This window comes from Bifidobacterium oedipodis (assembly GCF_012932425.1).
GTDB lineage: Bacteria > Actinomycetota > Actinomycetes > Actinomycetales > Bifidobacteriaceae > Bifidobacterium > Bifidobacterium oedipodis.
This window is the reverse complement of record NZ_JAAIII010000002.1, coordinates 42,883-68,257: the sequence shown is the minus strand read 5'-3', so window position 1 is coordinate 68,257 and position 25,375 is coordinate 42,883. Positions and strand designations below refer to the sequence as shown.

Below are 25,375 nucleotides of genomic sequence, written 5' to 3'. Positions count from 1 at the left end.
GCGTCACAGGCCCCAGTCCGGGTCGATTTCTTCCGGGCGACGGCCATAGAGTTCAGCCAGTCGCGACACCAGTTCATCACGAATGGCCAATTGCAGTTCCAATTTCGTTGGTGCCTCGGTCTGTAACGGCATGCGGTAGAGCACAATACGTGCGGGAATGCCGTGGCTGGCGGGGAAACATTGCGACGTCACATTCGGTTCCGTCTCCCAGGGAGCGGGATCGGAGGGCGGCACATCCTCCACAGCGAACTGCAAAGGGCGCACCAATTCGGGCCATGCTTCGCCCAGACGGCGTACCTGGGCGGCCACCATATCGTCGAACATGCCGGTGCGTGTACGATAACGGGGCAATCTGGTGCCGAACATTGGCGTGCGCATGCCGCGGCCATGGCGGTTGCGATAGACATGGGCGTTCCAAGGTGGTGTCACAAGCATGCCTCCACCATAAGCCAAGCCTCAAACGAGACATGGCAACAATCAGCGGTGCCACACGGCAGTGTGCGTTAGGATAGTGGAACACGCCAGTGGAATGCGAAGAGGAAGGACACGACCAATGGCCATGCCAGCAGTGCGATCGTGGACCGAACTTGATCTGGATGAGGTGACCGCCCAAGTCAAGGTGTACGGCTTCGATCTGGACAATACACTTGCCAGCTCTAAACAGCCCATGGCCCCGGCCATGATCGAACGATTCTCACGGCTCACCAGATGCGCCGTCGTGGCCGTGATTTCCGGCGGCGGCATCGGCGTCGTCACCTCACAAGTGTTGGACGTGCTGACCGAGAGTGCTAATCGTTATAACCTGCATGTCATGCCCACTTCAGGCTCGCGCTACTATCGCTGGGACGGATCGTCATGGACGCTGGTGTATGCACATGACCTTGATGCCGAAGATGTAGCTGTGATTGAAGCCAGTTTGGAGAGTCAGGCCAAGGCCCTGGGAATGTGGCAGGAACAGGTATGGGGTCCTCGCATCGAAAATCGCGGCAGCCAGATCACATTCTCCGCACTCGGGCAGTATGCGCCGCTTGAGGCCAAGAACGCGTGGGATCCGGACAATAGCAAGAAACAGGCCCTGGTCGAGGCCGTGCGGGCCGATCTTCCTGGTTTTAAGGTGCGGGCTGGTGGCTATTCAAGCGTTGATGTCAGCCGGCTTGGATTGGATAAAGCCTATGCGGTGCACACGCTGGCCGATATGCTGCATGTTGGCGTGGGGCAGATTGCGTTCACAGGTGATCGCATGACGCCAGACGGCAATGATTACCCGGCTGTGACCGCTGGCGCCATGGGCATGAGGGTAAAGGATCCAACTGATGCGCTTGGTCTGATGGATGCTCTGCTTGCGCGACTGGAATAGGCTGCAAAGAGACTGCGGGGCGCGATGATGAGTCCGGGGAATCGGTTAGGTCGCCAATCGGCTGTTCGATATGCCGACGGTACAACGATGCCGGCCTCGCAATGTGGCATTGCGCGGATGGTTGGCGTAGCGCGTGATTTGCTGTTTCCCCGTGGTTGTGCCGGCTGTGATAAACCGGATGCAATATTATGCCCGGCTTGTCGTGCGCAGTTCAATCAGATACGCGAACGTCACTTGCCTGAAACGGCAACCGGGCGGATTTGGTGTGCGGCAGCCTACGAACATGCTGTCAGGCAAGCGATTCTCGCATGGAAAGACCACGATGACACAGAACTTGACAAGACATTCGCCCAGATTCTTACTGAGGTATGCCGTCGGTGTGCAGTGCCTCAATTACGCAAGCTGAATAGTGCCTATAACGGCGTATATAGTGACATATTGATAGTGCCGGCGCCATCGTCGCTTGCATCGATGCGGCGGCGTGGCCGGAACCATATGATGCCGTTGGCTCAAACCGTGGCGCGCGATTTGAACTTGCAGGGATTCGACGCCCGTGCGGTGAGTGCGTTGGTCAGTGCCACTGAAGGAGGACGCAGCGTACAGCAGCATTCCGCAGCGCAACGTGCGCGCCGAGTCGCCGGTCATATCCGGATTCATCCTCGAATACAAGTGCGTGGCACCATGGTGATTGTGGTGGATGATATCGTCACCACAGGCAATACCTTGCACCAAAGCGTGGCGACGCTCACGCAAGCCGGTGCCACTGTGCTGTGCGCTTTGGCGCTCGCCGAAGCGGTATCCTATCGAGATGATCACGATTCGTATGGGGAAACGAACGCCCAGTCGGCTTATCCCGCGTTGCAGTCGTGAAATATACCGGTCACCACGCCCCAAATTTCTGCAGGACTTCCATCTGCGGGTACATAATCGGGGTATTGCGGGTTATCGGCATGCAACAGCATGCGCCCATTGATATGACGCAACCGTTTGATGGCCAGTTCGCCGTCCAACACAGCGATAACCGCATCGCCATCGTGCGCGTCACGCGCCCTGTCCACCACCAGCACGTCGCCGTTGCGAATGCCTCCGGAGGCCATGGAATCGCCGGACACCATCATGGCGTACAGGTTGTTGTCCATCGCCCCTCCCGTTCATATATTCGAACACATGTTCGAATATATGAAGTATACGGGGAAACTGTGGACAATCAGGCTTCAGTGATGTGGTATTTCGGCAGGATGATTTCGAAATTGGCACCACGCTCGTCATCCACCACTTTGATACTGCCACCATGCAGTTGGGCGGCCCATCGGGCGATGGACAGTCCCAGACCGGTGCCGCCGGATTCGGTTCCCGGGCCGGTTTTGCCCTTGACGAAACGACGGAAGATGGCGGAACGATCCTCGGCGGCGATTTGCGAGCCGAAATTGATGACATTCGTGACGATGGTGCAGTCGCTTTCGTTCTCATGCGCTTCGACCAGCACAGCTGTGCCATCAACCGAATGTTTGAGCGCGTTGCCAATCACATTGGTGAACAGCTGACGCAGACGATCCTGATCGCCCTCCATGGTGAGGGAGCCGGGCACTTCAACGCGAATATCATGCCCGTGGCCTCCGTCCGCAATCTCAAGCGGTTCAATGGTTTCATCCAGGAATTCAACGAAATCGAATCGCTCGATATTCAAGCTTGCCGCTCCTGCCTCCATACGGCTCAAATCCAGCAGGAAGGCGATGAGATCGCTCAGACGTTGCGTCTGGGTGAGAATGCTTTCCAGATTGGCGGGAGTGGGATCGGTCACGCCATCGGCCATGTTCTCAACCATCGCCTGCAGTGCCGAGACGGGGGTTCTGAGTTCATGGCTGACATTGGCGATCATGTCGCGACGCATTTTGTCGGCATGCTCGAGTTCTCCGGCCATTTCGTTGAAGGAGCGGGCAAGCTGGCCGACTTCATCGTGACGGGTTGGATCGATGTCCACACGCACGGTGTAGTCGCCTTCTGCCATGGCTTCCGCCACATCGCGCATTTGGCGCAGGGGAGCGGTAATGCCACGGGAGAACACATAGGTGATGCCCAGTGCCACAGCCAGTGTTAACGGCATGGCGATCCAACCGGACCAGCCGAATTTCAGCAGGAACCAGCACATGGCAAACGCGATGGCGGTGGCCACCACGATAAGTGCGGAAAGTGCCAGCTTCAGGGAAGAGAAAAAATCAACCGGCTTGACATGCCTTTTGGCAACGTCAAGCCGGGACTTGGATTGTGGAGAAGCCATCGATTACCGATTACTTTGCAGGCGGTTCGAAGGCATATCCGACACCGTGCACGGTGCGGATCGTGTCGGCACCGAGCTTGTGACGCAGTGCTTTGACATGACTATCGACGGTGCGTGTGCCGGAAGCGTCGACCCAATCCCATACTTCCTCGAGCAGCTTTTCGCGAGTGAGTACGGATTTGGGACGACGGGCCAGCGTGGCCAGCAGGTCGAATTCGGTGGGGGTTAGGTGCACCTGCTCGCCGTTGACGGTCACGATGCGCTGGGCGGGGTCGATAACCAAGGAGCCGAAATCGAGCAGTTTCTCGTTTTCGGAGTTCTTGGCGATGACCTTGGCACGTTCCACACGGCGCAACAGCGCCTTGCAGCGAGCGATGAGCTCGCGCATGGAGAACGGCTTGGTCATGTAATCATCCGCGCCGGCACCGAGGCCGATAACCTTATCGGCCTCGTCATCGCGCGCGGTGAGGATAAGCACTGGCACCGGACGTTCGGCCACGATGCGCTTGGTGGCTTCCAAACCATCCATCACCGGCAGCATGATGTCCATAATCACCAGGTCGGGGCGCAGCTGCGTGGCGGCCTGAACGGCGGATGCGCCGTCCGCCGCCACGCGGGCGGTCCACCCCTCCGCGGTGATGCGCTGAGCGATAGCCGTGGCGAGCGTGGGCTCGTCCTCGACCACCAGCACCGTGCGCGGTGTTGTGTTCGGATGTGCCGTGGTGTTGAGCATAAAACTTATTACCTTTCAGCCGGATGACATCAGTCTTCTGGCTTCAAGAATACAACTCCAAGCGCGGGAACGGTGATTTTCGCTGAGGCCGGACGCGAATGGTATTCGCCGGCGTCTGCCTCGAAGGTGCCGTTGTGGATGTCGGAGCCGCCATACTTGGCATCGTCGGTGGTGAACACTTCCGTCCACTTGCCCGCCTTGGGCAGAGCCACCTGATAGTCGCTCCACGCCTCACCGGACCAGTTGACCACCACGGCCAAGGTCTCGCCCTTGGAACCGATACGCAGGAAGCTGAGCGTGTTGTGGTCAGCGTCGTCGGAGGTGAGCCACTGGAATCCGGCCGGATCGAAGTCTTGGCTCCACAGGGCAGGATTGGCCTTGTAGAAGGCATTGAGGTCGGCCACGCAACGCTGCACGCCGCGGTGCTCCTCCCAATTCAGGCACTCCCAATCGATGGAGGCATCGTGGTTCCATTCGCCCCACTGGGCCAGTTCGTTGCCCATGAAGCTGAGCTTCTTGCCCGGATGCGCCCACTGGTAGGCGAACAGAGCACGCACGCCGGCCATCTTCTGCCAACCGTCGCCCGGCATCTTGCCGTACACCGACCCCTTGCCGTACACGACTTCGTCGTGGCTGATCGGCAGGACGTAATGCTCGGAGTAGGCGTAGACCATTGAGAAGGTGATCTCATTGTGGTGCCACTTGCGGTTGATCGGGCTTTCGTGCAGATACTCGAGCGTGTCGTGCATCCAGCCCATGTTCCACTTGAGGCCAAAACCGATGCCACCTTCATCGGTGGGGGCGGTGATGCCCGGCCAGGCGGTGGATTCCTCGGCGATCATCATGATGCCAGGGTTGGTCTTGTATGCGGTGGCGGTGGCTTCCTTGAGGAAGTCGATGGCCTCCAGGTTCTCGCGTCCGCCGTAGATGTTCGGCCTCCACTGGCCGGGCTCGCGGCTGTAGTCGAGGTAAAGCATGGAAGAGACGGCATCCACGCGCAGTGCGTCGATATGCAGCTCTTCAAGCCAGAACAGCGCGTTGGCCACAAGGAAGTTGCGCACCTCGCGACGGCCGAAGTTGAACACATAGGTGCCCCAGTCGGGGTGCTCGCCCTTCAGCGGATCGGGATCCTCGTACAGCGGGGTGCCATCGAAACGGCCCAGAGCGAATGCGTCCTTCGGGAAGTGGGCGGGCACCCAGTCCATAATCACGCCGATGCCGGCCTCATGGAACTTGTCGACGAGATACTTGAAATCATCAGGGGAGCCCAGACGAGAATCGACCGCATAATAACCGGTGACCTGATAGCCCCACGAACCGGAGAACGGGTGCTCGGCCAGCGGCATGAACTCCACATGCGTGAAGCCTTCCTTGGCCACATACGGCACAAGTTCCTCAGCGAGTTCGCGATAGCTCAGACCCTTCTTCCAGCTGCCGGCATGCACCTCGTAGATCGAAACGGGTCCGTCATGCGGATTGGTCTTGCGGCGGCGATCCATCCACTCGTCATCGCCCCACTCATAGGTGGAATCCACCACAATGGAGGCGGTGCTCGGCGGAATTTCGTGGGAGCGCTCCATCGGGTCGGCCTTCATCTCCCACACATAATTGGCATTGAGAATCTGGAACTTGTACTTCTCTCCCGCACCAATGCCGGGGATGAAGATCTCCCACACGCCGGAGGAACCGAGGGCTCGCATGGCGGTGCAGCGTCCATCCCAGCTGTTGAAGTCGCCGACCACGCGCACGGCATGGGCGTTCGGGGCCCACACGGAGAATGCGGTGCCGACCACCTGCTCACCCGCAGTGCCATCCGCGCCGCCCATCGGGTCGTCGAAGCGCAGCACATGTGCGCCGAGCGCCTCCCACAGCTTTTCGTGACGTCCTTCACCGAACAGGTAGGTGTCCATGTCGCCGAGCGTGGGCAGATAGCGGTAGGGATCGTCTTCGACGACCACATGGCCGTTCTCCCATTCAGTGCGCACACGGTAGTCGGGGATGGCCGGCTCGTCTTTGGTGCCTGCGGCGGGAACTAGGGCCATGAACACGCCATTGTGCTCGTGGACGGCCGGGTATTCGCCCTCTTGGGTGATGATCGTCACGGACTTGGCCATCGGACGCAGCACGCGGATCGTGACGACGTTGGCATGTTCGCCGTCGCCGAAATGGCCGCCGAGAACGCCATGGGGGTTGTAGAACTCAGCATTGCTCACCGCGTCGAGATCCGACAGGGATACGGGCGCGGTTACGGTATCTTCTTTGATTGTCGTTACTTTAGCCATGCCCCAAAGTGTACGTGCGTCTGCGACTCAAACGCTACATTGGCGCGTCGAACACGCCGTTTTTTCCATTATGTGAGCAGGCATCGCGACTGTGAGCGTTCTCAATGAAGAGGTCCAGGCCACATGGCATAATCATTCGAGTTTTTGTGTGTGAAGCCGATTAGTTCTCGGAGGATACATGTCTTATAAAGTCGGCGATATGGTCGTCTATCCACGTCATGGTGCAGCGAAGGTGGAGGCCATCACCGAGCGGACAGTCAAGGGTGTGACCCGCGAATATCTGCAGCTGTCGGTGCTTTCCTCGGACGGTTTGGTTATCAACGTGCCGGTGGACAACGCCAAGAAGGTCGGTGTGCGTGACATCGTTTCCGCATCCGAAGTGGCCAAGGTTTTCGACATCCTGCGCACGCCGATTGTCGAAAAAGAGATGAACTGGTCTCGCCGCTACAAGCTGAATGTCGAGAAGATCGCCACCGGTGATGTGAACAAAATCGCCGAAGTGGTGCGTGACCTTGCTCAGCGCGATGTCGACGAGCATGGCTTGTCCGCTGGTGAGAAGCGTATGCTCACCAAGGCACGCGCCATCCTGACTTCCGAAATCGCTCTGTCGGAGAAAATTGATGAGCCCGAGGCCCAGCGTTTGCTGGATGTGAATTTGGGATATGAACCGGCCCGACCCGGTGATGAGAAGCATCACACCAGCGAGCCTGAGGAAGCCGCCTCCGACACGATGGCACGCATCGAGTCCGAGAAGAAGTCCAAGAGAAAGTGACTATAGCCGCACGAAGGCCTTGCCTCGTGCGGTTTTTCATATCTTTTCCGTCATTCTAAGTGGAGTCGAAGGATCTCACGAAAGGATCGCGCATGTATATCGGCCAAGGATTCGATGCCCACCGTTTTGCCGCAGAGGGCACCGGGCGCGAACTATGGCTGGCTGGTCTGCTGTGGCCGCAGGCTGGCGAGGGCATCGAAGGCGATTCCGACGGCGACGTGGCTGTTCACGCGCTGATCGATGCTCTGCTGGCCGCCGCTGGTTTGGGGGATATCGGTTCGCTGTTTGGCGTGGGCGCGGATGCCCATGGTGCCGGCATGCACGGCATTGATATGCTGCGCGAAACCGTGCATCATCTGCATACGCACGGATATGCGCCGCACTCGGCGTCAGTGGCCATCATCGGCAACCGGCCACATGTCGGCAAACGTCGCGCTGAGGCACAAGATGTGCTGTCCGCTGCCATGGGATGCCGTGTATCCGTAACCGCCACTACCACCGACCATATGGGGTTCACCGGCCGAGGCGAGGGCATCGCCGCTATCGCCTCGGCGCTGGTTGCGGATTTGCGATAACGCGTACGCTGCGAATCTCCAGCGTACGCGTGCATGTCGCTTATGTCCCGTGCAGCAGGGCGGAATCAGCGTGACTTGAGCGATGCGATTGCGCGCGCAATCGCCCAAAACAGCGTGGACAACGTGACGATAATGAAGCTTGGGGGAGCGGGGAACATCGCGGCAAGCACCAATCCCAGCCAAATTGACAACAGGCACAGCACGCTGGCAATCACCATCGCCTTGAACGGCGAACCCGCCAGAATATTGGCGGTTGCCGCGGGCGTGATTACCAGCGCGAAAATCAGCAGTGTGCCTACCGCAGGAACGGCGATGGTGATCACGCCCGCCATAATCGCCATGAACGCCACATTCATCAGCCCGATCGGCACACCTTTGGCCTGTGCCACCTGTTCATCCAACGAGCTGAACAGCAAGGGGCGGTAGATTACGGCCAGCAGTGCCAGTAGCAGCACGTCGAATACGGCGAATCCGATGATCTGATCGGTGGTGATCGTCAGAATCGAGCCGAACAGAATCGATTGCATCTGCTGGGAGGCCGAACTGGATAATCTGGCAAAAAACAGACCCAAACCAGTGGCGAAGGCGAGCACAGTGCCAGTGGCGATTTCACGCTCGGAAACACGTTTGCCCAGCGCTCCGATCACCAGCGCGCCGCCCAACGCAAACACTCCCATGCCCAACGACACCGGCAAACCGAGCAACACCGCGCCGGTCGCACCTGGCAAACCGATATGGGCCAAGGCATGTGCGGCGAAGGTGGATCGACGGGCGATGGTGAAATAGCCCATCACGCCAGCTGCCAGCGCTATGCATAGACCAGCCAAAAAGGCGTTGGTCATAAACGGGGCTGACAGTGTGCTCAGCCATTCGGGGTCATATGAAAAATCAATATCGCTCATTGTCTCTTCCTCGTGCAGTGCGTTGCGGTTGCCTAGATGGACTACCGTGCATGTCGGTGCATGCGGGCCACTTCTTCGATGGTGTGCATGTCATGCGGCTGATCTGCGGGTTCATCCGCAGTGGGGGTTACGAACATGTCACCCTGCGGGGTGGTGACCACCTGTACCTGCGTGCCATAGAGGTGGGTAAGCAGATCGGAATCGAGCACCTGCCGCATATCGGCGTAATGCGGGTGGCCATCGAGCAGATACACCGCACCGGTGAGCACAGGCAGCAGCATATTCAAATCATGAGCCACCACCTGGATGGTCATGCCGAGCTCCTTGTTGAGCCGGGCAAGCACATGCACGGTGGCGCGCTGCGAGGCGAGATCGAGATTGGCCAGAGGCTCATCAAGCATCAAGAGTTTCGGATCGCTCACCAATGCCTGGGCGATGGCCACGCGCTGGCGCAAACCTCCCGACAACTCGGAGAGCCGGTATCGAGCCTTGTCGGCAATGCCGGTGAATTCCATGGCCTCCAAAGCTTTGGCACGTTCGGCTTTGCTGACGAGATGAATGCCGAAGCGGGTGCCGGTCAGGCCCAGCAGCACGGATTGCTCAGCGGTGAGGTTGGAATCGACATTCGCCACATAGCTTTGCGGCACGTAGCCGATGCGTCGATTCATTTCGCCGGCGGGCTTGCCTAGCACGGTAAGGCTGCCGCAGGCCAACGGCAGCAGCCCAAGCTCAGCCTTCATCATGGTGGTTTTGCCGGTGCCGTTGGTGCCGACGATAGCCGTAACCGATCCGGTTGGAATGGCAAAGCTGCCATGCTGCCAGATCAGGCGGTCGCCGCGTTTGATGGCGGCGTCCTTGAATACGATGCAATCCGTGGGTGAGGTCATACGGCGATTGTCGCAAATGATGCTGACAATCGTTCTCAATAAGTGCTACTGATGCATGGCCTTACTTGCCCGGATCCGGAGGCGTATCACTGGTGACACCTTCGGGATTACCGGAAGTGGCGGAATTGTCGGTTCCAGTCTCGCCGGCATCGTTGGTGCTGCTGTCACTGCTGCCTTCGCTGGAAGATGTTGTCGAAGAACATACACGTCCGAAGGTGGGTGCTTTCTCGGCCTTGACATCGTCCTCAGCATCGGACTTGTCATCTGCAGCGTCGGAGGCGTCAGGGTCGTTAGTATCGCCGGCGTCGCTGCTACCGGCTGAATCATCAGATGCGTCGCCCTGCTCGTCGTTGCCTTCCGCAGCTTCCGTGTCGGAGGCGTCAGGGTCGGCTTGGCAGCCATATGTTGGATCGACGGCATCGATGATCGAGTTAATCAGCTGATTAATCCACTCATTGAGCGACGAGACATTCTCCGGCATCTGCTCGGAAATATCGACCACCGGCACATCGGATCGACCGGCGGTACCGGTGATCATATTGGTGGTGTCGCTGGCCTCCTGCGTGTTGTTAACCAGCAGACTGACCTCGCGCCCCTCAATAAGCTTTTGGAAGGCCTGCAGATCGGCCGGAGCAACCTCGCCGCCGGAAGCGAGCGCCTGCGCATAGCCTTTGGGGGTTTTGTCATTGAACCCAAGATCGCTCATCAGGTAATAGGCTAACGGTTCGGTGGCCGCATAATTGGTGCCGGCGTGTGATTCGGTGAAATCACTCACCCATTGCTCCAACGACTTCTCTCCGGCCTGCCATGTCTTCAGGCGCTGCTCGAACGCTTTCTTCTTGCTGGGCATCGCTTTGATATAGGCACCGGTAATCTCCTCGGCCATACCGTTGCGAGCGTCCTTGGAGAACCACAGGTGCGGATTGTCGCCGTCCATTGCACCGACCACAGAGGCAGCGGAGACAATCGAGGTGTTCGCGCCCAGAGATTTGGTGGCCCATGAATCGTAGCCTGCACCATTGGTCACCACAATCTGTGCCTTCGACAGTTCGGCGACATCCGAAGTCTTCGGTTCGAAATCATGCGCATCCACGTTGGTGGAATTAACGATGGAGGTGACAGAAACATCGTCGCCGCCCAGTTCCGCAGCCAAGGCACCCCATTGGTTGATCGAAGCGACCACGCTGATCGGGCCGTTCGGCTCCGGGGCGGGCTGCTTGTCCGCAGGCTCGTTGGTTGCGGCATCCACGCTGCCGCAGGCTGTCGCGCCAAGCAGCAGCAGGGCGCTTGCGCCGGCGACGAAAAGTCGTGTGATCCGTGTGATCCGATTGCGATTGCCCATATCAGCCTTCTTCGGTTCTGTCGCACAGTATTGACTTGACTTAACGATAGCCTATCTGTTCGAAGAATCACCTCGCAATCATTCGTCAGGAGGAGCAATGTCTACGAAACTCGACGGCAAACAGGTCGCGGCCGATATCAAGGCGAATCTCGCCCAGCGGGTGATCGAACTCAAGCGAGCCGGCATTGAACCGGGGCTGGGCACGCTGCTGGTGGGGGAGGACCCGGGCTCGCTCAAATACGTGGCCGGCAAACACGCGGACTGTGCCGAGGTCGGCATTCGCTCCATCAAAAAGGAGCTTCCTGCTGACGCCAGCTTCGACGATATTGCCAACGCCGTGCGTGAACTCAATGAGGATCCGGCGTGCACCGGCTTCATCGTGCAGCTGCCCTTGCCCAAGGGCATCGACGAGAACGCGATTATCAATTTGATCGATCCCGCTAAGGATGCCGATGGCATGCATCCGCGTAACCTCGGCGAACTCGTGCTGCATGTGCGAGGCGACATCACCACGCCGCTGCCCTGTACGCCGCGCGGCGTCATCGCACTGCTCGACGCCTACAACATCGATTTGAACGGCAAGGAAGTATGTGTGCTGGGCCGCGGCATCACCATCGGACGCACCATTGGACTGCTGCTCACGCGCTCCGAAGTCAACGCCACCGTCACCCTGTGCCACACCGGCACCCGCGACGTGGTCGATCATATGCGCCGTGCCGATGTGATTGTGGCCGCCATGGGCTCCGCTGGCTTCGTCACTCCGGACAAAATCAAGGATGGCGCGATTCTCGTGGACGTGGGCGTCTCCCGCGTCTTCGACGAGGAGGCCGGTCGCTACCGCATCAAGGGTGACGTGGACAAGGCCTGCTATGAGAAGGCCTCCGCGTATACGCCGAACCCCGGAGGCGTGGGACCGATGACCCGAGCCGGGCTGCTCGCCAACGTCGTCGACATGGCAGAGCGCCAAATGAAATAGCTTGCGCTGCAATGAATTAAATTGCAACCACGGTAGCGTAGGCCGGCAGTTGCTGTTCGCGGGCGTAAAGCTTGGCCCGAGCGGCCTGGAGCGGTCCCGCGAACAGCAACTGCCGGCCTACGCGTCGAAAAGTAATACAAGATGCGCGACACACCCGAGTTTTGCAAGAGTTTTTTGACTGTAGGGGCCTGTAGACTTGGCTTTCGCATGTCCGAAAGGGCATGCTTATAACTGAAGAACGAGTAATATCCAACCAACTATTAGAAACCATAGTATTTACATGGCAGAGAACAACACTGAAGTCACCAAGGTCGCCATCAACGACATCGGCACCGAAGAGGACTTCATCAAGGCAGTCGATTCCACCATCAAGAACTTCGATGATGGTGATCTGGTTGAGGGCACCGTCGTCAAGATTGATCACGACGAGGTTCTCGTTGACATCGGCTACAAGACTGAGGGTGTGATCCCCTCCCGTGAGCTTTCCATCAAGAAGGACGTTGATCCTGACGAGGTTGTCGAGGTCGGCGACCAGATTGAAGCCCTTGTCGTCACCAAGGAAGACAAGGAAGGCCGTCTGATCCTCTCCAAGAAGCGTGCTCAGTACGAGCGCGCCTGGGGCGACATCGAGAAGATCAAGGACGCCGACGGCGTCGTCGAGGGCACCGTCATCGAAGCCGTCAAGGGCGGCCTCATCGTTGACATCGGTCTGCGTGGCTTCCTGCCCGCATCCCTCGTTGAGATGCGTCGTGTGCGCGACCTGTCCCCGTACATCGGCCAGAAGATCAAGGCCAAGATCCTTGAGCTCGACAAGAACCGCAACAACGTGGTGCTTTCCCGTCGTCAGTACCTCGAGGAGACCCAGTCCGAAGTGCGCGAGACCTTCCTGTCCCAGCTCAAGAAGGGCCAGATCCGTGAAGGCGTGGTGTCCTCCATCGTCAACTTCGGCGCCTTCGTCGATCTCGGTGGTGTTGACGGCCTGATTCACGTTTCCGAGCTGTCTTGGAAGCACATCGACCACCCGTCCGAGGTTGTCAAGGTCGGCGACAAGGTCACCGTCGAGGTGCTCGACGTCGATCTCGATCGCGAACGCATCTCCCTGTCCCTCAAGGCCACTCAGGAAGATCCGTGGCAGCGCTTCGCTCGCACCCACGTTCCCGGCCAGATCGTCAAGGGCAAGGTCACCAAGATCGTCCAGTTCGGCGTGTTCATCTCCGTCGAAGACGGCATCGAGGGCCTGGTGCACATCTCCGAGCTCGCCAACCGTCACGTCGAGAACCCGGAGACCGTGGTCAAGCCGGGCGAGACCGTGTTCGTCAAGGTGATCGACGTCGATCTCGATCGTCGCCGCATCTCCCTGTCCCTCAAGCAGGCCAACGACTCCGTCGATCCGGCTTCCGAGGACTTCGATCCGGCCCTCTACGGCATGCCGGCCGAGTACGACGAGCAGGGCAACTACAAGTACCCCGAAGGCTTCGACCCGGAGACCAACGAGTGGATCGCTGGCTTCGAGAAGCAGCGCGAGGAGTGGGAGTCCCAGTACGCCGCCGCCCACGATCTGTGGGAGGAGCACAAGGAATTCGTGGCCAAGGAGCTGGAGAACGCTGCCGAATCCGCAGCCGCCGACGGCCAGGGCCCGAAGGAAGAGAAGCCGGTCGAGGAGACCAGCAACTATTCTTCCGCCAACGTCTCCACCGGCACCCTCGCTGACTCCGACCAGCTTGCCGCCCTGCGCGACCAGCTGCTCGGCAAGTGAGTTTGCCATCAGGCGACTGACGCTTAGCGCATAACAAAACCCGGTACCCGTTTCATGCGGGGCCGGGTTTTGCATATTCGCTTAACAGTTCCCCAGGGGAGGATAATACGTAGGGTGATGAGAATAGGGTTGACCGGCGGCATCGCAGCCGGCAAAAGCACAGCGGCCGCACGATTGCGCGCATTGGGCGCGCTGCACATCGACTACGACGCATTGGCCCGACTCGTAGTGGAGCCCGGGGGAGCGGCACTGCCCCGTATCGCCGAAGCATTCGGGTCCCAGGCATTACATGACGATGGCACATTGGATCGGGCATGGATTGCCGAACATGTATTCGGGCATGCCGCGCAACCGGGAGCGCGCGAACGCTTGGATGCCATCGAACACCCGCTGATCTACCGTGAAGCCGCACGCATCGAAGCCGCGCATCCTGAAGCACGCATTATCGTGCATGATGTGCCATTGCTGGCCGAAGTGCTGTCCAAAGGCGAAATCCCGTTTACCTTCGACCACATCATCACTGTTGAGGCGCCGATAGAAGAGCGCATCCGCCGTATGATCGTTGAGCGCGGCATGACCCGTGAACAGGCCGAAGACCGCATCCGTAACCAATCCAGCCAAACCGAACGCGAGGCAATCGCCGACATCGTCATCGATACATCGCAACCCGTGGAACATACACGGAAACTTATCGAAGACCTGTACAACCAGTGGTCGGTATGACGATGTTTCTTGAGATTTTCATGCCGCAAGCATAATCGCAGGAGACATTAGACTGGTCAAATGCATCGGCATATCAGGGTATGAAAGAGGAACGCATGGGATTCAACATCGAGCGTACGAACAAGCCGTTCGTCGTCAAGTCGCCCTATAAGCCGAGCGGCGATCAGCCGGCCGCCATCGCGGAACTTGCTGAACGCATCAACAACGGCGAGAACGATGTGGTGTTGATGGGTGCCACCGGCACTGGCAAAACGGCCACCACCGCATGGCTGATCGAAAAACTCCAGCGCCCGACCCTGATTATCGAGCCGAACAAAACGCTTGCCGCCCAGCTGTGCGCCGAATTCCGCGAACTCATGCCCGATAATGCGGTGAGCTATTTCGTATCTTACTACGACTACTACCAACCCGAAGCGTATATTCCGCAGACCGATACCTATATCGAAAAGGACTCGAACATCAACGATGATGTGGAGCGCCTGCGTCATGCCGCGACCGCAAACCTGCTGACCCGTCGCGACTGCGTGGTTGTGGCCACAGTGTCGTGCATCTACGGCTTGGGCACGCCCGAGGAATACGCCGGGCGCATGCTGCTGCTGAAGGAAGGCCAGGAAATCAACCGCGATGACCTGTTGCGTCAGTTCGTCGCGATGCAATACAAGCGCAATGACATCGCTTTTACCCGCGGCACCTTCCGTGTACGCGGCGACACGGTCGAAATCATCCCCGTATACGAGGAACTGGCCGTGCGCATCGAATTCTTCGGCGACGAAATCGATCGCATCTCCACGCTGCATCCGCTGACTGGCGATGTGATCAACCATGAGAGCCAGGTGCATATTTTCCCCGCTTCGCATTATGTGGCAGGCCCCGAACGTATGGAACGGGCGCTGACCACCATCCGCGAGGAGTTGGACGAGCGTGTCGCCGAATTGAAAAAGCAAGGCAAGGAGCTGGAAGCCCAGCGTCTGACCATGCGCACCACCTACGATTTGGAAATGCTCACCCAGGTGGGCGTGTGTTCCGGCGTGGAGAACTATTCGCGGCATTTCGACGGACGCGCCGCCGGCACCCCGCCGCATACGCTGCTTGACTTCTTCCCCGACGACTTCCTGCTGGTTATCGACGAATCGCATGTCACTGTGCCGCAGATCGGCGCAATGTACGAAGGCGACGCCTCGCGTAAGCGCACGCTGGTCGAACATGGTTTCCGCTTGCCCTCCGCAATGGACAACCGTCCGCTCAAATGGCCAGAGTTCCTCGATCGCGTAGGCCAGACCGTCTACCTGTCCGCCACCCCCGGCGACTATGAGCTGGGATTAAGCGACGGGGTGGTCGAACAAATCATCCGACCCACCGGTCTGGTGGATCCCGCCATCGACGTGCGCCCGGTCGAAGGCCAGATCGACGACCTGCTGGGCGAAATCAAGGCTCGTGTAGCCAAGGGCGAACGCGCGCTGGTAACCACACTGACCAAGAAGATGGCCGAGGATCTGACCGCCTACCTGCTGGAGCGCGGTATCAAGGTCGAATACCTGCACTCCGATGTTGATACGCTGCGGCGCGTCGAATTGCTGCGCATGCTGCGCGAAGGCAAAATCGACGTGATAGTGGGCATCAACCTGCTGCGTGAGGGCCTGGATTTGCCCGAAGTGAGTTTGGTGGCGATTCTCGATGCCGACAAGGAAGGTTTCCTGCGCTCTTATCGTTCGCTGATTCAGACCATCGGCCGTGCGGCCCGCAACGTGGACGGCACCGTGATCATGTATGCCGACGAGGTCACCGATGCGATGCGCAAAGCCATCGACGAGACAGATCGTCGCCGCGCCAAGCAGATCGCCTACAACAAGGAGCACGGCATCGATCCCAAGCCGCTGATCAAAAAAATCAGTGACGTCAACGACATGCTCGCCAAGGAGGACGTGGATACTGCCACCCTGTTGGAGGGCGGTTACCGCAACGCTGGCAAGGCCGGCAATACGCATCTTGGCGTGCCCAGCTTGGATCCGCAAGAGGCGGACAAGCGCCATGAAGAAATCCTGAAGGCCGGTCTGCCCGCCCAGGATCTGGCTGGTCTGATTCGCCAGTTGAGCGAGCAGATGCACACTGCTGCAGAACAGCTCCAATTCGAGCTCGCCGCGCGTCTGCGCGATGAGATTCGCGACTTGAAGAAGGAACTGCGGCAGATGACCGAGGCAGAAAAATAGCGCGGAGGGGTGTTGCTCTTAGACGGTGAAATATTGGCCGTCATATATATCCATTAGGGTAGGGAATCATGGCTGAAACCCCTCTTGCATTTGAAATTGTCACCTTCGTGGTGCTCGCTTTATTCTTTGTGGTCGATTTGTTCATCATCGGACGTCGACCGCATGTGCCCTCCACCAAGGAGTGCGTGCAGCACATCGCCTTCTTCGTGGTGATGGCGCTGATCTTCGGCGGCTGTATCTGGTTCTTCGCCGGATCCAAGCCCGCCATCGAGTTCTATTCCGGCTGGCTGACCGAATATTCGCTGTCGATCGACAACCTGTTCGTGTTCGTGATCATCATGTCGAACTTCGCGGTGCCCAAGCAGCTGCAGAAATATGTGCTGTCCGTCGGTATCACCATCGCCTTGATCTTCCGTGGCCTGTTCATCCTAATCGGTGCCGCGCTGATTTCACGCTTCACCTGGGTGTTCTTCATCTTCGGTGCCTTCCTTATCGTCACTGCGGTTAAGCTCATCACCGGCGGCGACGATGATGAGGAATACCACGAAAACGGTTTGATTCGCGCTCTGCGCAAGGTCATCAAAATCACCGACGATTACGACGGTGAGAAGCTGCGGACCACCAAGAACGGCGTGCGCTACTGGACCCCGATGCTGATTGTGTTCCTGACCATCGGCACCACCGACGTGATGTTTGCCTTCGATTCGATTCCCGCCATCTTCGGTCTGACCAAGGATCCGTTCCTGGTGTTTACCTCCAACGTGTTCGCCCTGCTTGGCCTGCAGCAGCTGTACTTCCTGCTTGGTGCCTTGCTTGACAAGCTTGTGTATCTGCCGGTTGGCCTGTCCGTGGTGCTCGGCTTCATCGGCATCAAGCTCATTATGGAGGCACTGCACGGTAACACTCTGCCGTTCATCAACGGCGGCGAAGGCGTGCACTGGGTGCCTGAGGTGCCCACTTGGCTGTCGCTGGCGGTGATTGTTGTGGCGATTGGCGGAGCGGCGATTGCCTCCGTGATTAAGATGAAGGGCCAGCAAAGCGTCGAAAAGGCCTGAAAATGCAAGGCCACAAGGATGGTAAATCCTTGTGGCCACAACAATGTGAGCGCTCACAACACGCCGGCATGCTGAGTAGCTAAGCTGGCAAAACATCTGTAGACTGTGTCGTGGAATCTGACGGCCATCCGGTCGTCGGTCAATAGGAAAGATAAGGCAGGCACTAATGCGCAAAGCCAAGATCGTTGATACCCTCGGTCCCGCGAGCAACTCGCTGGAGAACGTCACCAAGCTGATTGAGGCGGGCATGAACGTTGCTCGTATCAACCGCTCCCACGGTACCTTCGAAGAGCACGAAGAGTGCTACAAGAACATTCGCACCGCCGCCAAGAACCTCGGCAAGAACGTCGCCGTTCTCGTTGATCTTCAGGGCCCGAAGATCCGCACCGGCTGGGTGAAGGAAGCTGACTGCGTCGATGGCACCGACAAGGTGTTCCTCGAGGAAGGCCAGGAGTTCATCATCACCACCGACGACATCGTCGGCGATGAGCACAAGGTTTCCACTTCCTTCAAGGGTCTGCCGGGCGACTGCCACGCTGGCGATCCGATCCTGATCGACGACGGTAAGGTCCGTCTTGAGGTCACCAAGGTCGAGGGCAATGACGTGTACACCAAGGTCATCGTCGCCGGTCCCGTGTCCTCTCACAAGGGCATCAACCTGCCGGGCGTTGCCGTGAGCACCCCCGCCCTGAGCGAGAAGGACGAAGAGGATCTGCGTTGGGGCATCCGCACCGGCGCTGACATCATCGCCATGTCCTTCGTACGTTACGCCACCGATATCGATCGCGCCCACGAGATCATGGACGAAGAAGGCCGCCGCGTGCCGGTCGTCGCCAAGATCGAGAAGCCGCAGGCTCTGGACAACCTCGAGGACATCGTCAAGGCCTTCGACGGCCTGATGGCTGCCCGTGGCGACATGGCCGTTGAGTGCCCGCTCGAAGAGGTGCCGCTGGCTACCAAGCGCATCATCGAGCTCTCCCGTCAGTACGCCAAGCCCGTCATCGTGGCCACCGAAGTGCTCGGCTCCATGGTGAACAACCCGGTCCCGACCCGCGCTGAGGCCTCCGACTGCGCCAACGCCGTGCTCGACGGTGCCGACGCCACCATGACCTCCAACGAGACCGCCGTGGGCAAGTACCCGGACGTGACCGTGGACACCATGGCTCGCATCTCTGAATATGCCACCGATCATGGCTTCGACCGCATCCCGGAGATGAAGAACCTCGACATGTCCTCCACTGGTGCTGTGTCCTCTGCCGCCGTTGATCTGGCCGACAAGCTCAACGCCAAGGCCATCGTGGCCTACACCCAGACCGGCGCCACCGTGCACCGCGTCTCCCGTGAGCGTCCGGCCGCCCCGATCTACGGCATCACCAACAACGAGCACACTTACCACTGGCTGAACCTCTCCTGGGGCACCGAGCCGGTGCTGGTGTCTGAGGACTACCACGACAAGTCCCGCAAGGATCTCATGATCTTCACCGACAAGGTGCTGAAGGAAACCGGCAAGGTCTCCGACGGCGACAAGATCGTGATTCTGTCCTCCGCTCAGGGCGAGCACAAGGCTGGAAGCACTGATTCTATCTACGTGCACACCGTCGGCGCTTGCGACTGATTCGCGTTTACACGCTAACAGTTAGCGCATAACATAATTCCCCCATCCGGATTTCAACGCCGGATGGGGGAATTATGTTATTCAGCCGTTTATATGCTTGTCTGCCCAGATCAACTACAGTCAGTCAAACTCAGGCAGATAGCAACAGTTAGTCGTTCACATGATCCAAGCTGCCGGAATACAGGCGCAGAATGGCGATGACGGACTTAGCATCGACAATCGTTCCATTCACCACCATCTGATAGGCATCCTCGATGCTGACCATACGCACATCGGAACGCGGCGTTTCCGGGCCAATCTCCTGACGAGTTGCCGGAGTAAGTCCTGTCGCATAGAACAGCGAAGTATGCTGGGTTGAATACCCCGGCGTATTGAGAAAACGGGTGAACTGGGCGAGCTTGGCTGCGTCGAATCCAGCTTCTTCGGCCAACTTACGCTTGGCCACATCAGCCGGGCGCTCGGATGGGTTGTTGGCGTGGCCCGCAGGAATCTCCAATGTCCAACGATGGTTGGCGATGCGGTACTGTTCGACCAGTGGAATCATGCCATCGTCGGTAACAGCGATCACAGCCACGGTCTCACCATTGTTTTCATGAATGAAGTAGCGTTCGAACGAACCGATCTGGTTGGACTCGAACGTGACATGATCAACGTTGAAATAATGTGATTCGACAATCTGCTTGCGAGAGATTTCCTTAACCGGAGACGGGCGCCACGGATCGAACGCCCGGTATGTTTCGTTACTCATCATGCCTCCTTGGGATAAAGGACGAAACCAGCCTCATTGTAAGCCGATTGCGCTTGCCAGCTGGGGGACAACACACTGGTCAAGCTATCCAATCGCATGTATCTGCCGGATTGCATGCGCAGTATTCTGCCGAAAAGCCATCATGACGAACAAGGACGAACAAGATAGTGGCATGAATATGCGTGTCTTGTTCATACACGTCGAACATCTATGCTAAACTCACCAAGAGTGCCGGGAACGCCCTCGTATCCCAATTGGTAGAGGAAGCAGCCTCAAAATCTGCGCAGTGTGGGTTCGAGTCCCACCGAGGGCACGCACGCAATATCTGCCCGATGACCGGCAACGGTGTCGGGCAGATATGTTTTGTGGGGCAGATACAAGGTTTTCGATGAAAAGAGGTTGGCATGGCTGCAAGGAAGAAGTCCGAGGAACCGATGATGAGCGTCGATGAGGTGTTGACCGACGAAGAGCTCAAGGCAGCTGCTGGCGAAAGCGAACCTGTTGCTCATGAGGAACGACCGGCTGATGCTCCGCACACGGTGGTGGTGGCCGAAGACGAGGCCGTGAACCGCATGGATTTGGTTGCCATGCTGGAAGACAACGGCTATGAGGTTGTCGGCCAGGCGGCTAATGGTGAGGAAGCGGTCGAGCTGACCCGTAAGTATCGCCCGGATGTGGTGTGCATGGATGTCAAGATGCCGCGTATGGACGGCATTGCTGCCGCCGGCATCATCTGCGACGAAAACATCGCCCCCGTGGTAATGCTTACCGCTTTCTCCCAGACTGACTTGGTGCGCAAGGCCACCGGTGCTGGTGCCATGGCCTATGTCACCAAGCCGTATGAGGAGTCCAAGCTGCTGCCTGCGCTGGAAGTAGCGATGGGTCGTTTCGCTGAGATCAATGATCTACTGGACAATGTGGAGCGAGGCGAGCGTAAGCTGAAGGAAGCCGAAGCTCAGCTTAAGGCGGCCGAGGAGAAGCTCAAGAAGGCCGAGGACACGCTGGAGGAGCGCAAGCTTGTCGATCGTGCCAAGGGCCTGCTGATGGATAAGGCTGATTTCTCCGAACAGGGTGCCTTCCGTTGGATTCAGAAGACGTCCATGGATCAGCGCATTCCCAAGAAGCGTTTGGCACTGGCCATCATCGCAAAGTATGGCGATCCGAAGCCGTCCGACGCCGACGAGCGCTAAACTGCAGACAGGTTTACCACTATGACGATTGAATCCACCGACGAGACGATTCTCGTGGTGGATGGCCACTCGTTGGCTTTCCGCGCCTTTTTTGCCCTGCCCGTCGAGAATTTCAGCACTGCGTCCGGGCAGGCCACCAACGCGGTATGGGGCTTTGCCACCATGCTCGCCCAAGTCATCGATCAGGAACAACCCAGTCATCTGGCTGTCGCCTTCGATATGAAGGGTGGCACGTTCCGCAACCAGATGTTGCCCCAATATAAGGGCACCCGTGAAGCTGCACCAGAGGAGCTTCTGACTCAGTTGCCTCTGATTCAACGCATGCTTAAGGCGCTGGGTGTCACCTACATCGAAAAGCAGGGGTATGAGGGCGATGACATTATCGCCACCCTTGCCACGATGGGTGAGCAGGCCGGCTATCGTGCGCTGGTGCTGTCGGGAGACCGCGATGCCTTCCAACTGATTGATGACCGGATCACCGTGCTGTATCCGGGGCATCATTTCAAAGAACTCAAGCATATGACCCCAGAAGCCGTGGTTGACAAATACAAGGTGACCGCGGCGCAATACCCTGATTTGGCTGCTCTTCGCGGAGAAACGGCGGACAATATCCCCGGTGTGCCTGGGGTGGGCGACGGATTCGCCGCCAAATGGATCAACCAATTCGGCTCCCTTGAGGGCATTATCGAGCACGCCGACGAAATCGGCGGCAAAAAGGGCGAGGCACTGCGCGCCAGCATTGACCAGGTGCGCCTGAACCGTAAGGTCAACGCGCTGGTGCGTGACGTGGATCTTGGCGTGAATATCGAGGATCTGACCTTCGGCACGCTGAACGTCGCCGATGTGGACGAATTGTTCAAGGAACTCGAATTCGGCCCACGCACCAAAACCCGTGTGCTCAAGACTTTCAATGGAGGGGTCAAGCCCTCTAACTCAGTACGAGCCTCAGATGCCGGAAAAACGGATGACAATGACGCGGAACATGATTCCGCCGGTCTGCATCTTCCCGAAACCACCAATATCGACACGGCGGCGCAATTCAAAGCATGGGTTGCCGAACATAGTGCGGAAGCTCACATCGCCGAAGAGATTTCCGTTGCTCAATCGGATGCCTCTGATGAAAAGAGTCGACATATTACCTGCGGCCAGGCTGTGCGCGCCGGCTGGCGTGTGGCAGCATGGGGCGACAGTCGTCCCGGCCGAGCTAGTTGCGAGGCTCTTGCCATTGCCACGGCGAATCATGCGGCCGTGATTACCACTCCAATTGCTGAGGAACTTACGGCAGCACTGGCTGCTTTCCTGAACCGCGAGCATGAGCATGCCATCGTTCACGGATACAAAGAGCTCTTGCACCTGCTGGGCGCGGCGGGCCTCGATATGGCCGTGCCGATGTTCGACACCAAGCTCGCCGGATATCTGGATCAGCCTGATTTCCATGCCGATTCGTTGAACCACGCTGCCGAACACTTCCTTGACTTGCATATCGACGAAGCGCAACAGCCCAGTCAAGGCACACTCGACTTTGATGATGAGCAAACCGAAGAGGATCCAAACGAGCGCCGCGCGCGTGATCTGGCGATCATCGGCGAGCTTGCCACCACAATCGGAGCGGTAATCGACGAGCGAGAGCAGTACTGGCTGATGCGTGCGATCGAACTGCCCGTCTCTCGCACACTGTATGCCATGGAACATGCCGGTGCCAAGGTAGACACGATGCGTCTGATCGCTTTGCGCGATCAGTTCTCCGCAGACGCCAACCAGGCACAACAAGTGGCGTTCGACGCCGCCGGCCACGAGCTTAACCTGCAAAGCCCCAAACAGCTGCAACAGGTTCTGTTCGAGGATATGGGTCTGAAGCCCACCAAACGCACCAAATCCGGTTCCTACACCACCAACGCCACGGCCTTGCAGGATCTGTACGTCAAATCGGTGGACAACGAACGCGCCAACAATTTCCTCGGGGCGCTGTTGCGGCACCGGGAAACCAACAAGCTCAAGCAGATTGTGGCCACGTTGATCGAAGCGACCAACAAAAACGACGAACGTATCCACACCACCTTCGAACAGACCGTGGCCGCTACGGGCCGTTTGAGTTCGGTGGATCCGAATCTGCAGAACATTCCCAACCGTAATGCTGCAGGCCGTGAGATTCGCAGTGTGTTTGTGCCGGGCGAAGGCTACGAGGCGTTGATGAGCTGTGATTATTCGCAGGTCGAATTGCGCATCATGGCGGATCTGTCGGGTGATGAAGCACTGATCGAAGCATTCAAATCAGGTGCCGACTTCCACAAATATGTGGCCTCCATGGTCTACAAACTGCCGGTGGATCAAATCACCGGCGACCAGCGCAGCCATGTGAAAGCCATGAGCTACGGTTTGGCTTATGGTCTGAGTGCTTATGGCCTCGCCCAACAGCTCAGGATCACCCCGCGTGAGGCTGAAGCGTTGAAGAATCGCTATTTCGACACCTTCGGCAAGGTGCATGACTATCTGGAATCGCTGGTATCCGATGCGCGTAACAACGGCTACACCGAAACATTGTTTGGACGTCGCCGCTACTTCCCGGCACTGCACTCGCCGAACCGTGCGGCCAGGGAGGCTGCGGAGCGCGCGGCATTGAACGCGCCGATTCAGGGATCGGCTGCCGACATCATGAAAATCGCGATGATTCGAGCGGATCAGGCCCTGCGGGAGGCGGGTGTGAACAGCCGCATCATTCTGCAAATCCACGACGAACTCGTGGTGGAAATCGCACCAGGAGAAAGCGAACAGGTCACCGACCTGATCACCAACGCCATGGAGCATGCGGTCGATCTGGCTGTGCCGTTGGATGTGTCCTGCGGCATCGGCTCCGACTGGCAGCTCGCCGCCCATTAACCAGGATTGACGAAAAGGAACGCCGATGCCCAATCTCAAAGCTGTCGTGGATGTGCTGGAAACGTTGTATCCGCTGCGATATGCGGAGCATTGGGATGAGCCCGGATTGATCGTGGGCGATTTGAGTGCTCCCGTGCGTCGCATTGTGTTCGCCGCTGATCCCACGTCGGCCATCATCGACAAAGCCATCGAAGCCGGCGCGGATCTGCTGGTCACCCATCATCCGCTGCTGTTCCGTGCGGTACATGAGGTATCTGGACTGGGCTTCCGCGGCGATATCGTGCGCAGACTTAATCAGAACCGGTGCGCCCTGTGGGTGGGGCATACCAACGCCGATGCATCCGTGCGCGGCGTAGGGCAAGCCGCTGCCGATTTGTTCGGACTGGTCGATCAGCACCCGTTGGTGCCCATTGACGATCCAAACGCTCCCGGTCCTGTTGGACTGGGGCGTATCGGCGTGCTGCCTGAGCCGATGCGCTTGGGGGATTTCGCGCGTCGTGTGTTTACCCAAGTCAACGACTACGGTATGGTGACCGCCCAAGGCATTCAGGTATGCGGGGAGCTGGATACTTTGGTGAGTTCGGTGGCGGTACTGCCTGGATCAGGTGATTCGTTGTTCGATGAGGTGCGCGCCGCTGGCGTGGACGTGTATGTGACCAGTGATCTGCGCCATCATCCGGCCACAGATGCCATCGAACAGGCCCGGTACGAGGCGCGTATGCGCGCTCAAGGCATTGCGCTTGGACAGGGGAGTGCAGGCGACGGCCAGGTGCGGCCGTTCCTCATCAATACACCGCATGCCGCCATTGAATCGATGTGGTTCAACTATGCGATCGAGGATGTGCCTGAGGCTGTGGAGCGGGCGACGGGGGAGCGGCCCGAAGTTACCTGGTTGCATGACACCACCGACCCGTGGGTGATGTCCATTACGCAGTAAGCCGATCTGCACTGGGCTCTCTGCTCTGTCCGTGGTGTTGTCGGACGTTGTTCGGTTGTACTGAGCGGAGCTACGTACACCATCGTTGCAGAAAATGCACAGATGAACAAACCCGTTCGATACCCGTTCGATACGGTATATGGGTACAGTAGAACCACATCAA

At 58.3% G+C, this 25,375-nt stretch carries 22 protein-coding genes and 1 tRNA gene; 14 read left to right on the top strand and 9 right to left on the bottom strand.

Going from position 1 to position 25,375, the window contains the following annotated elements:
- Window positions 1-3: 3 nt before the first annotated feature.
- Window positions 4-366 carry a metallopeptidase family protein gene (locus G1C95_RS03570; protein WP_169171837.1) on the bottom strand — a complete coding sequence of 121 codons (363 nt, stop codon included), beginning with the start codon at window positions 364-366 and terminating at the stop codon, window positions 4-6.
- Between the two features lie 187 nt (window positions 367-553).
- Here G1C95_RS03570 and G1C95_RS03565 point away from each other — a divergent pair, with 187 nt between their 5' ends.
- Window positions 554-1,357 carry an HAD-IIB family hydrolase gene (locus G1C95_RS03565; protein WP_169171592.1) on the top strand — a complete coding sequence of 268 codons (804 nt, stop codon included), beginning with the start codon at window positions 554-556 and terminating at the stop codon, window positions 1,355-1,357.
- A gap of 495 nt (window positions 1,358-1,852) precedes the next feature.
- Window positions 1,853-2,227 (top strand): ComF family protein, encoded by a 375-nt coding sequence (locus G1C95_RS12525; protein WP_240947407.1) that lies wholly within the window; start codon window positions 1,853-1,855, stop codon window positions 2,225-2,227.
- Here the strand turns inward: G1C95_RS12525 and G1C95_RS03555 are convergent.
- From G1C95_RS03555 to glgB, 4 genes are all read right to left on the bottom strand, one after another.
- On the bottom strand, window positions 2,206-2,496 hold the full coding sequence (locus G1C95_RS03555; RefSeq protein ID WP_169171590.1) for a LexA family protein: 291 nt from the start codon (window positions 2,494-2,496) through the stop codon (window positions 2,206-2,208). The two genes, G1C95_RS12525 and G1C95_RS03555, sit on opposite strands and share 22 nt — an antisense overlap.
- 68 nt (window positions 2,497-2,564) lie before the next feature.
- Entirely contained in the window at window positions 2,565-3,635 is a 1,071-nt protein-coding gene (locus tag G1C95_RS03550; protein WP_169171589.1) for a sensor histidine kinase, read from the bottom strand.
- A gap of 10 nt (window positions 3,636-3,645) precedes the next feature.
- Complete coding sequence (locus tag G1C95_RS03545) at window positions 3,646-4,368, bottom strand: response regulator transcription factor (RefSeq protein ID WP_169171588.1); 723 nt, start codon at window positions 4,366-4,368, stop codon at window positions 3,646-3,648.
- 29 nt (window positions 4,369-4,397) lie between these two features.
- A complete protein-coding gene (glgB, locus tag G1C95_RS03540; RefSeq protein ID WP_169171587.1) occupies window positions 4,398-6,650 on the bottom strand; it encodes a 1,4-alpha-glucan branching protein GlgB in 2,253 nt (750 codons plus the stop codon).
- Between the two features lie 178 nt (window positions 6,651-6,828).
- Between glgB and G1C95_RS03535 the strand changes: the two genes are divergently transcribed.
- Both G1C95_RS03535 and ispF read left to right on the top strand, forming a co-directional pair.
- Window positions 6,829-7,422, top strand: coding sequence for a CarD family transcriptional regulator (locus G1C95_RS03535; protein WP_169171586.1), 594 nt, complete (start codon window positions 6,829-6,831; stop codon window positions 7,420-7,422).
- 92 nt (window positions 7,423-7,514) lie between these two features.
- Complete coding sequence (ispF, locus tag G1C95_RS03530; protein ID WP_169171585.1) at window positions 7,515-7,997, top strand: 2-C-methyl-D-erythritol 2,4-cyclodiphosphate synthase; 483 nt, start codon at window positions 7,515-7,517, stop codon at window positions 7,995-7,997.
- 65 nt (window positions 7,998-8,062) lie between these two features.
- On the opposite strand, the gene G1C95_RS03525 is transcribed toward ispF, so the two are convergent.
- From G1C95_RS03525 to G1C95_RS03515, 3 genes are all read right to left on the bottom strand, one after another.
- Entirely contained in the window at window positions 8,063-8,899 is an 837-nt protein-coding gene (locus G1C95_RS03525; RefSeq protein ID WP_169171584.1) for a metal ABC transporter permease, read from the bottom strand.
- A gap of 41 nt (window positions 8,900-8,940) precedes the next feature.
- Window positions 8,941-9,786 carry an ABC transporter ATP-binding protein gene (locus G1C95_RS03520; RefSeq protein WP_169171583.1) on the bottom strand — a complete coding sequence of 282 codons (846 nt, stop codon included), beginning with the start codon at window positions 9,784-9,786 and terminating at the stop codon, window positions 8,941-8,943.
- A gap of 61 nt (window positions 9,787-9,847) precedes the next feature.
- Window positions 9,848-11,128, bottom strand: a complete 1,281-nt coding sequence (locus G1C95_RS03515) for a metal ABC transporter solute-binding protein, Zn/Mn family (RefSeq protein WP_169171582.1) — start codon at window positions 11,126-11,128, stop codon at window positions 9,848-9,850.
- A 97-nt stretch (window positions 11,129-11,225) separates the two neighbouring features.
- Between G1C95_RS03515 and G1C95_RS03510 the strand changes: the two genes are divergently transcribed.
- The 6 genes from G1C95_RS03510 (at window position 11,226) to pyk (ending at window position 19,460) form a co-directional block, all read left to right on the top strand.
- Window positions 11,226-12,104, top strand: a complete 879-nt coding sequence (locus G1C95_RS03510; protein WP_169171581.1) for a bifunctional methylenetetrahydrofolate dehydrogenase/methenyltetrahydrofolate cyclohydrolase — start codon at window positions 11,226-11,228, stop codon at window positions 12,102-12,104.
- A gap of 280 nt (window positions 12,105-12,384) precedes the next feature.
- Complete coding sequence (gene rpsA / locus G1C95_RS03505; protein ID WP_169171580.1) at window positions 12,385-13,860, top strand: 30S ribosomal protein S1; 1,476 nt, start codon at window positions 12,385-12,387, stop codon at window positions 13,858-13,860.
- A 117-nt stretch (window positions 13,861-13,977) separates the two neighbouring features.
- Window positions 13,978-14,583 (top strand): dephospho-CoA kinase, encoded by a 606-nt coding sequence (gene coaE / locus G1C95_RS03500; protein WP_169171579.1) that lies wholly within the window; start codon window positions 13,978-13,980, stop codon window positions 14,581-14,583.
- Window positions 14,584-14,678: 95 nt separating this feature from the next.
- A complete protein-coding gene (gene uvrB / locus G1C95_RS03495) occupies window positions 14,679-16,790 on the top strand; it encodes an excinuclease ABC subunit UvrB (protein WP_169171578.1) in 2,112 nt (703 codons plus the stop codon).
- Between the two features lie 68 nt (window positions 16,791-16,858).
- The gene (locus tag G1C95_RS03490; protein WP_169171577.1) at window positions 16,859-17,845 is read left to right on the top strand and encodes a TerC family protein; all 987 of its coding nucleotides are present in this window, start codon (window positions 16,859-16,861) and stop codon (window positions 17,843-17,845) included.
- A 166-nt stretch (window positions 17,846-18,011) separates the two neighbouring features.
- Entirely contained in the window at window positions 18,012-19,460 is a 1,449-nt protein-coding gene (gene pyk, locus G1C95_RS03485) for a pyruvate kinase (RefSeq protein WP_169171576.1), read from the top strand.
- Window positions 19,461-19,608: 148 nt separating this feature from the next.
- On the opposite strand, the gene G1C95_RS03480 is transcribed toward pyk, so the two are convergent.
- Window positions 19,609-20,208, bottom strand: coding sequence for an NUDIX domain-containing protein (locus tag G1C95_RS03480; RefSeq protein ID WP_169171575.1), 600 nt, complete (start codon window positions 20,206-20,208; stop codon window positions 19,609-19,611).
- A 239-nt stretch (window positions 20,209-20,447) separates the two neighbouring features.
- Here G1C95_RS03480 and G1C95_RS03475 point away from each other — a divergent pair.
- The 4 genes from G1C95_RS03475 (at window position 20,448) to G1C95_RS03460 (ending at window position 25,212) form a co-directional block, all read left to right on the top strand.
- Window positions 20,448-20,521 (top strand) — tRNA-Leu (locus tag G1C95_RS03475).
- Between the two features lie 91 nt (window positions 20,522-20,612).
- Entirely contained in the window at window positions 20,613-21,398 is a 786-nt protein-coding gene (locus tag G1C95_RS03470; protein ID WP_169171574.1) for an ANTAR domain-containing response regulator, read from the top strand.
- 21 nt (window positions 21,399-21,419) lie between these two features.
- Window positions 21,420-24,275 (top strand): DNA polymerase I, encoded by a 2,856-nt coding sequence (gene polA / locus G1C95_RS03465; protein WP_169171573.1) that lies wholly within the window; start codon window positions 21,420-21,422, stop codon window positions 24,273-24,275.
- 25 nt (window positions 24,276-24,300) lie between these two features.
- On the top strand, window positions 24,301-25,212 hold the full coding sequence (locus G1C95_RS03460; RefSeq protein ID WP_169171572.1) for a Nif3-like dinuclear metal center hexameric protein: 912 nt from the start codon (window positions 24,301-24,303) through the stop codon (window positions 25,210-25,212).
- Window positions 25,213-25,375: the final 163 nt, after the last annotated feature.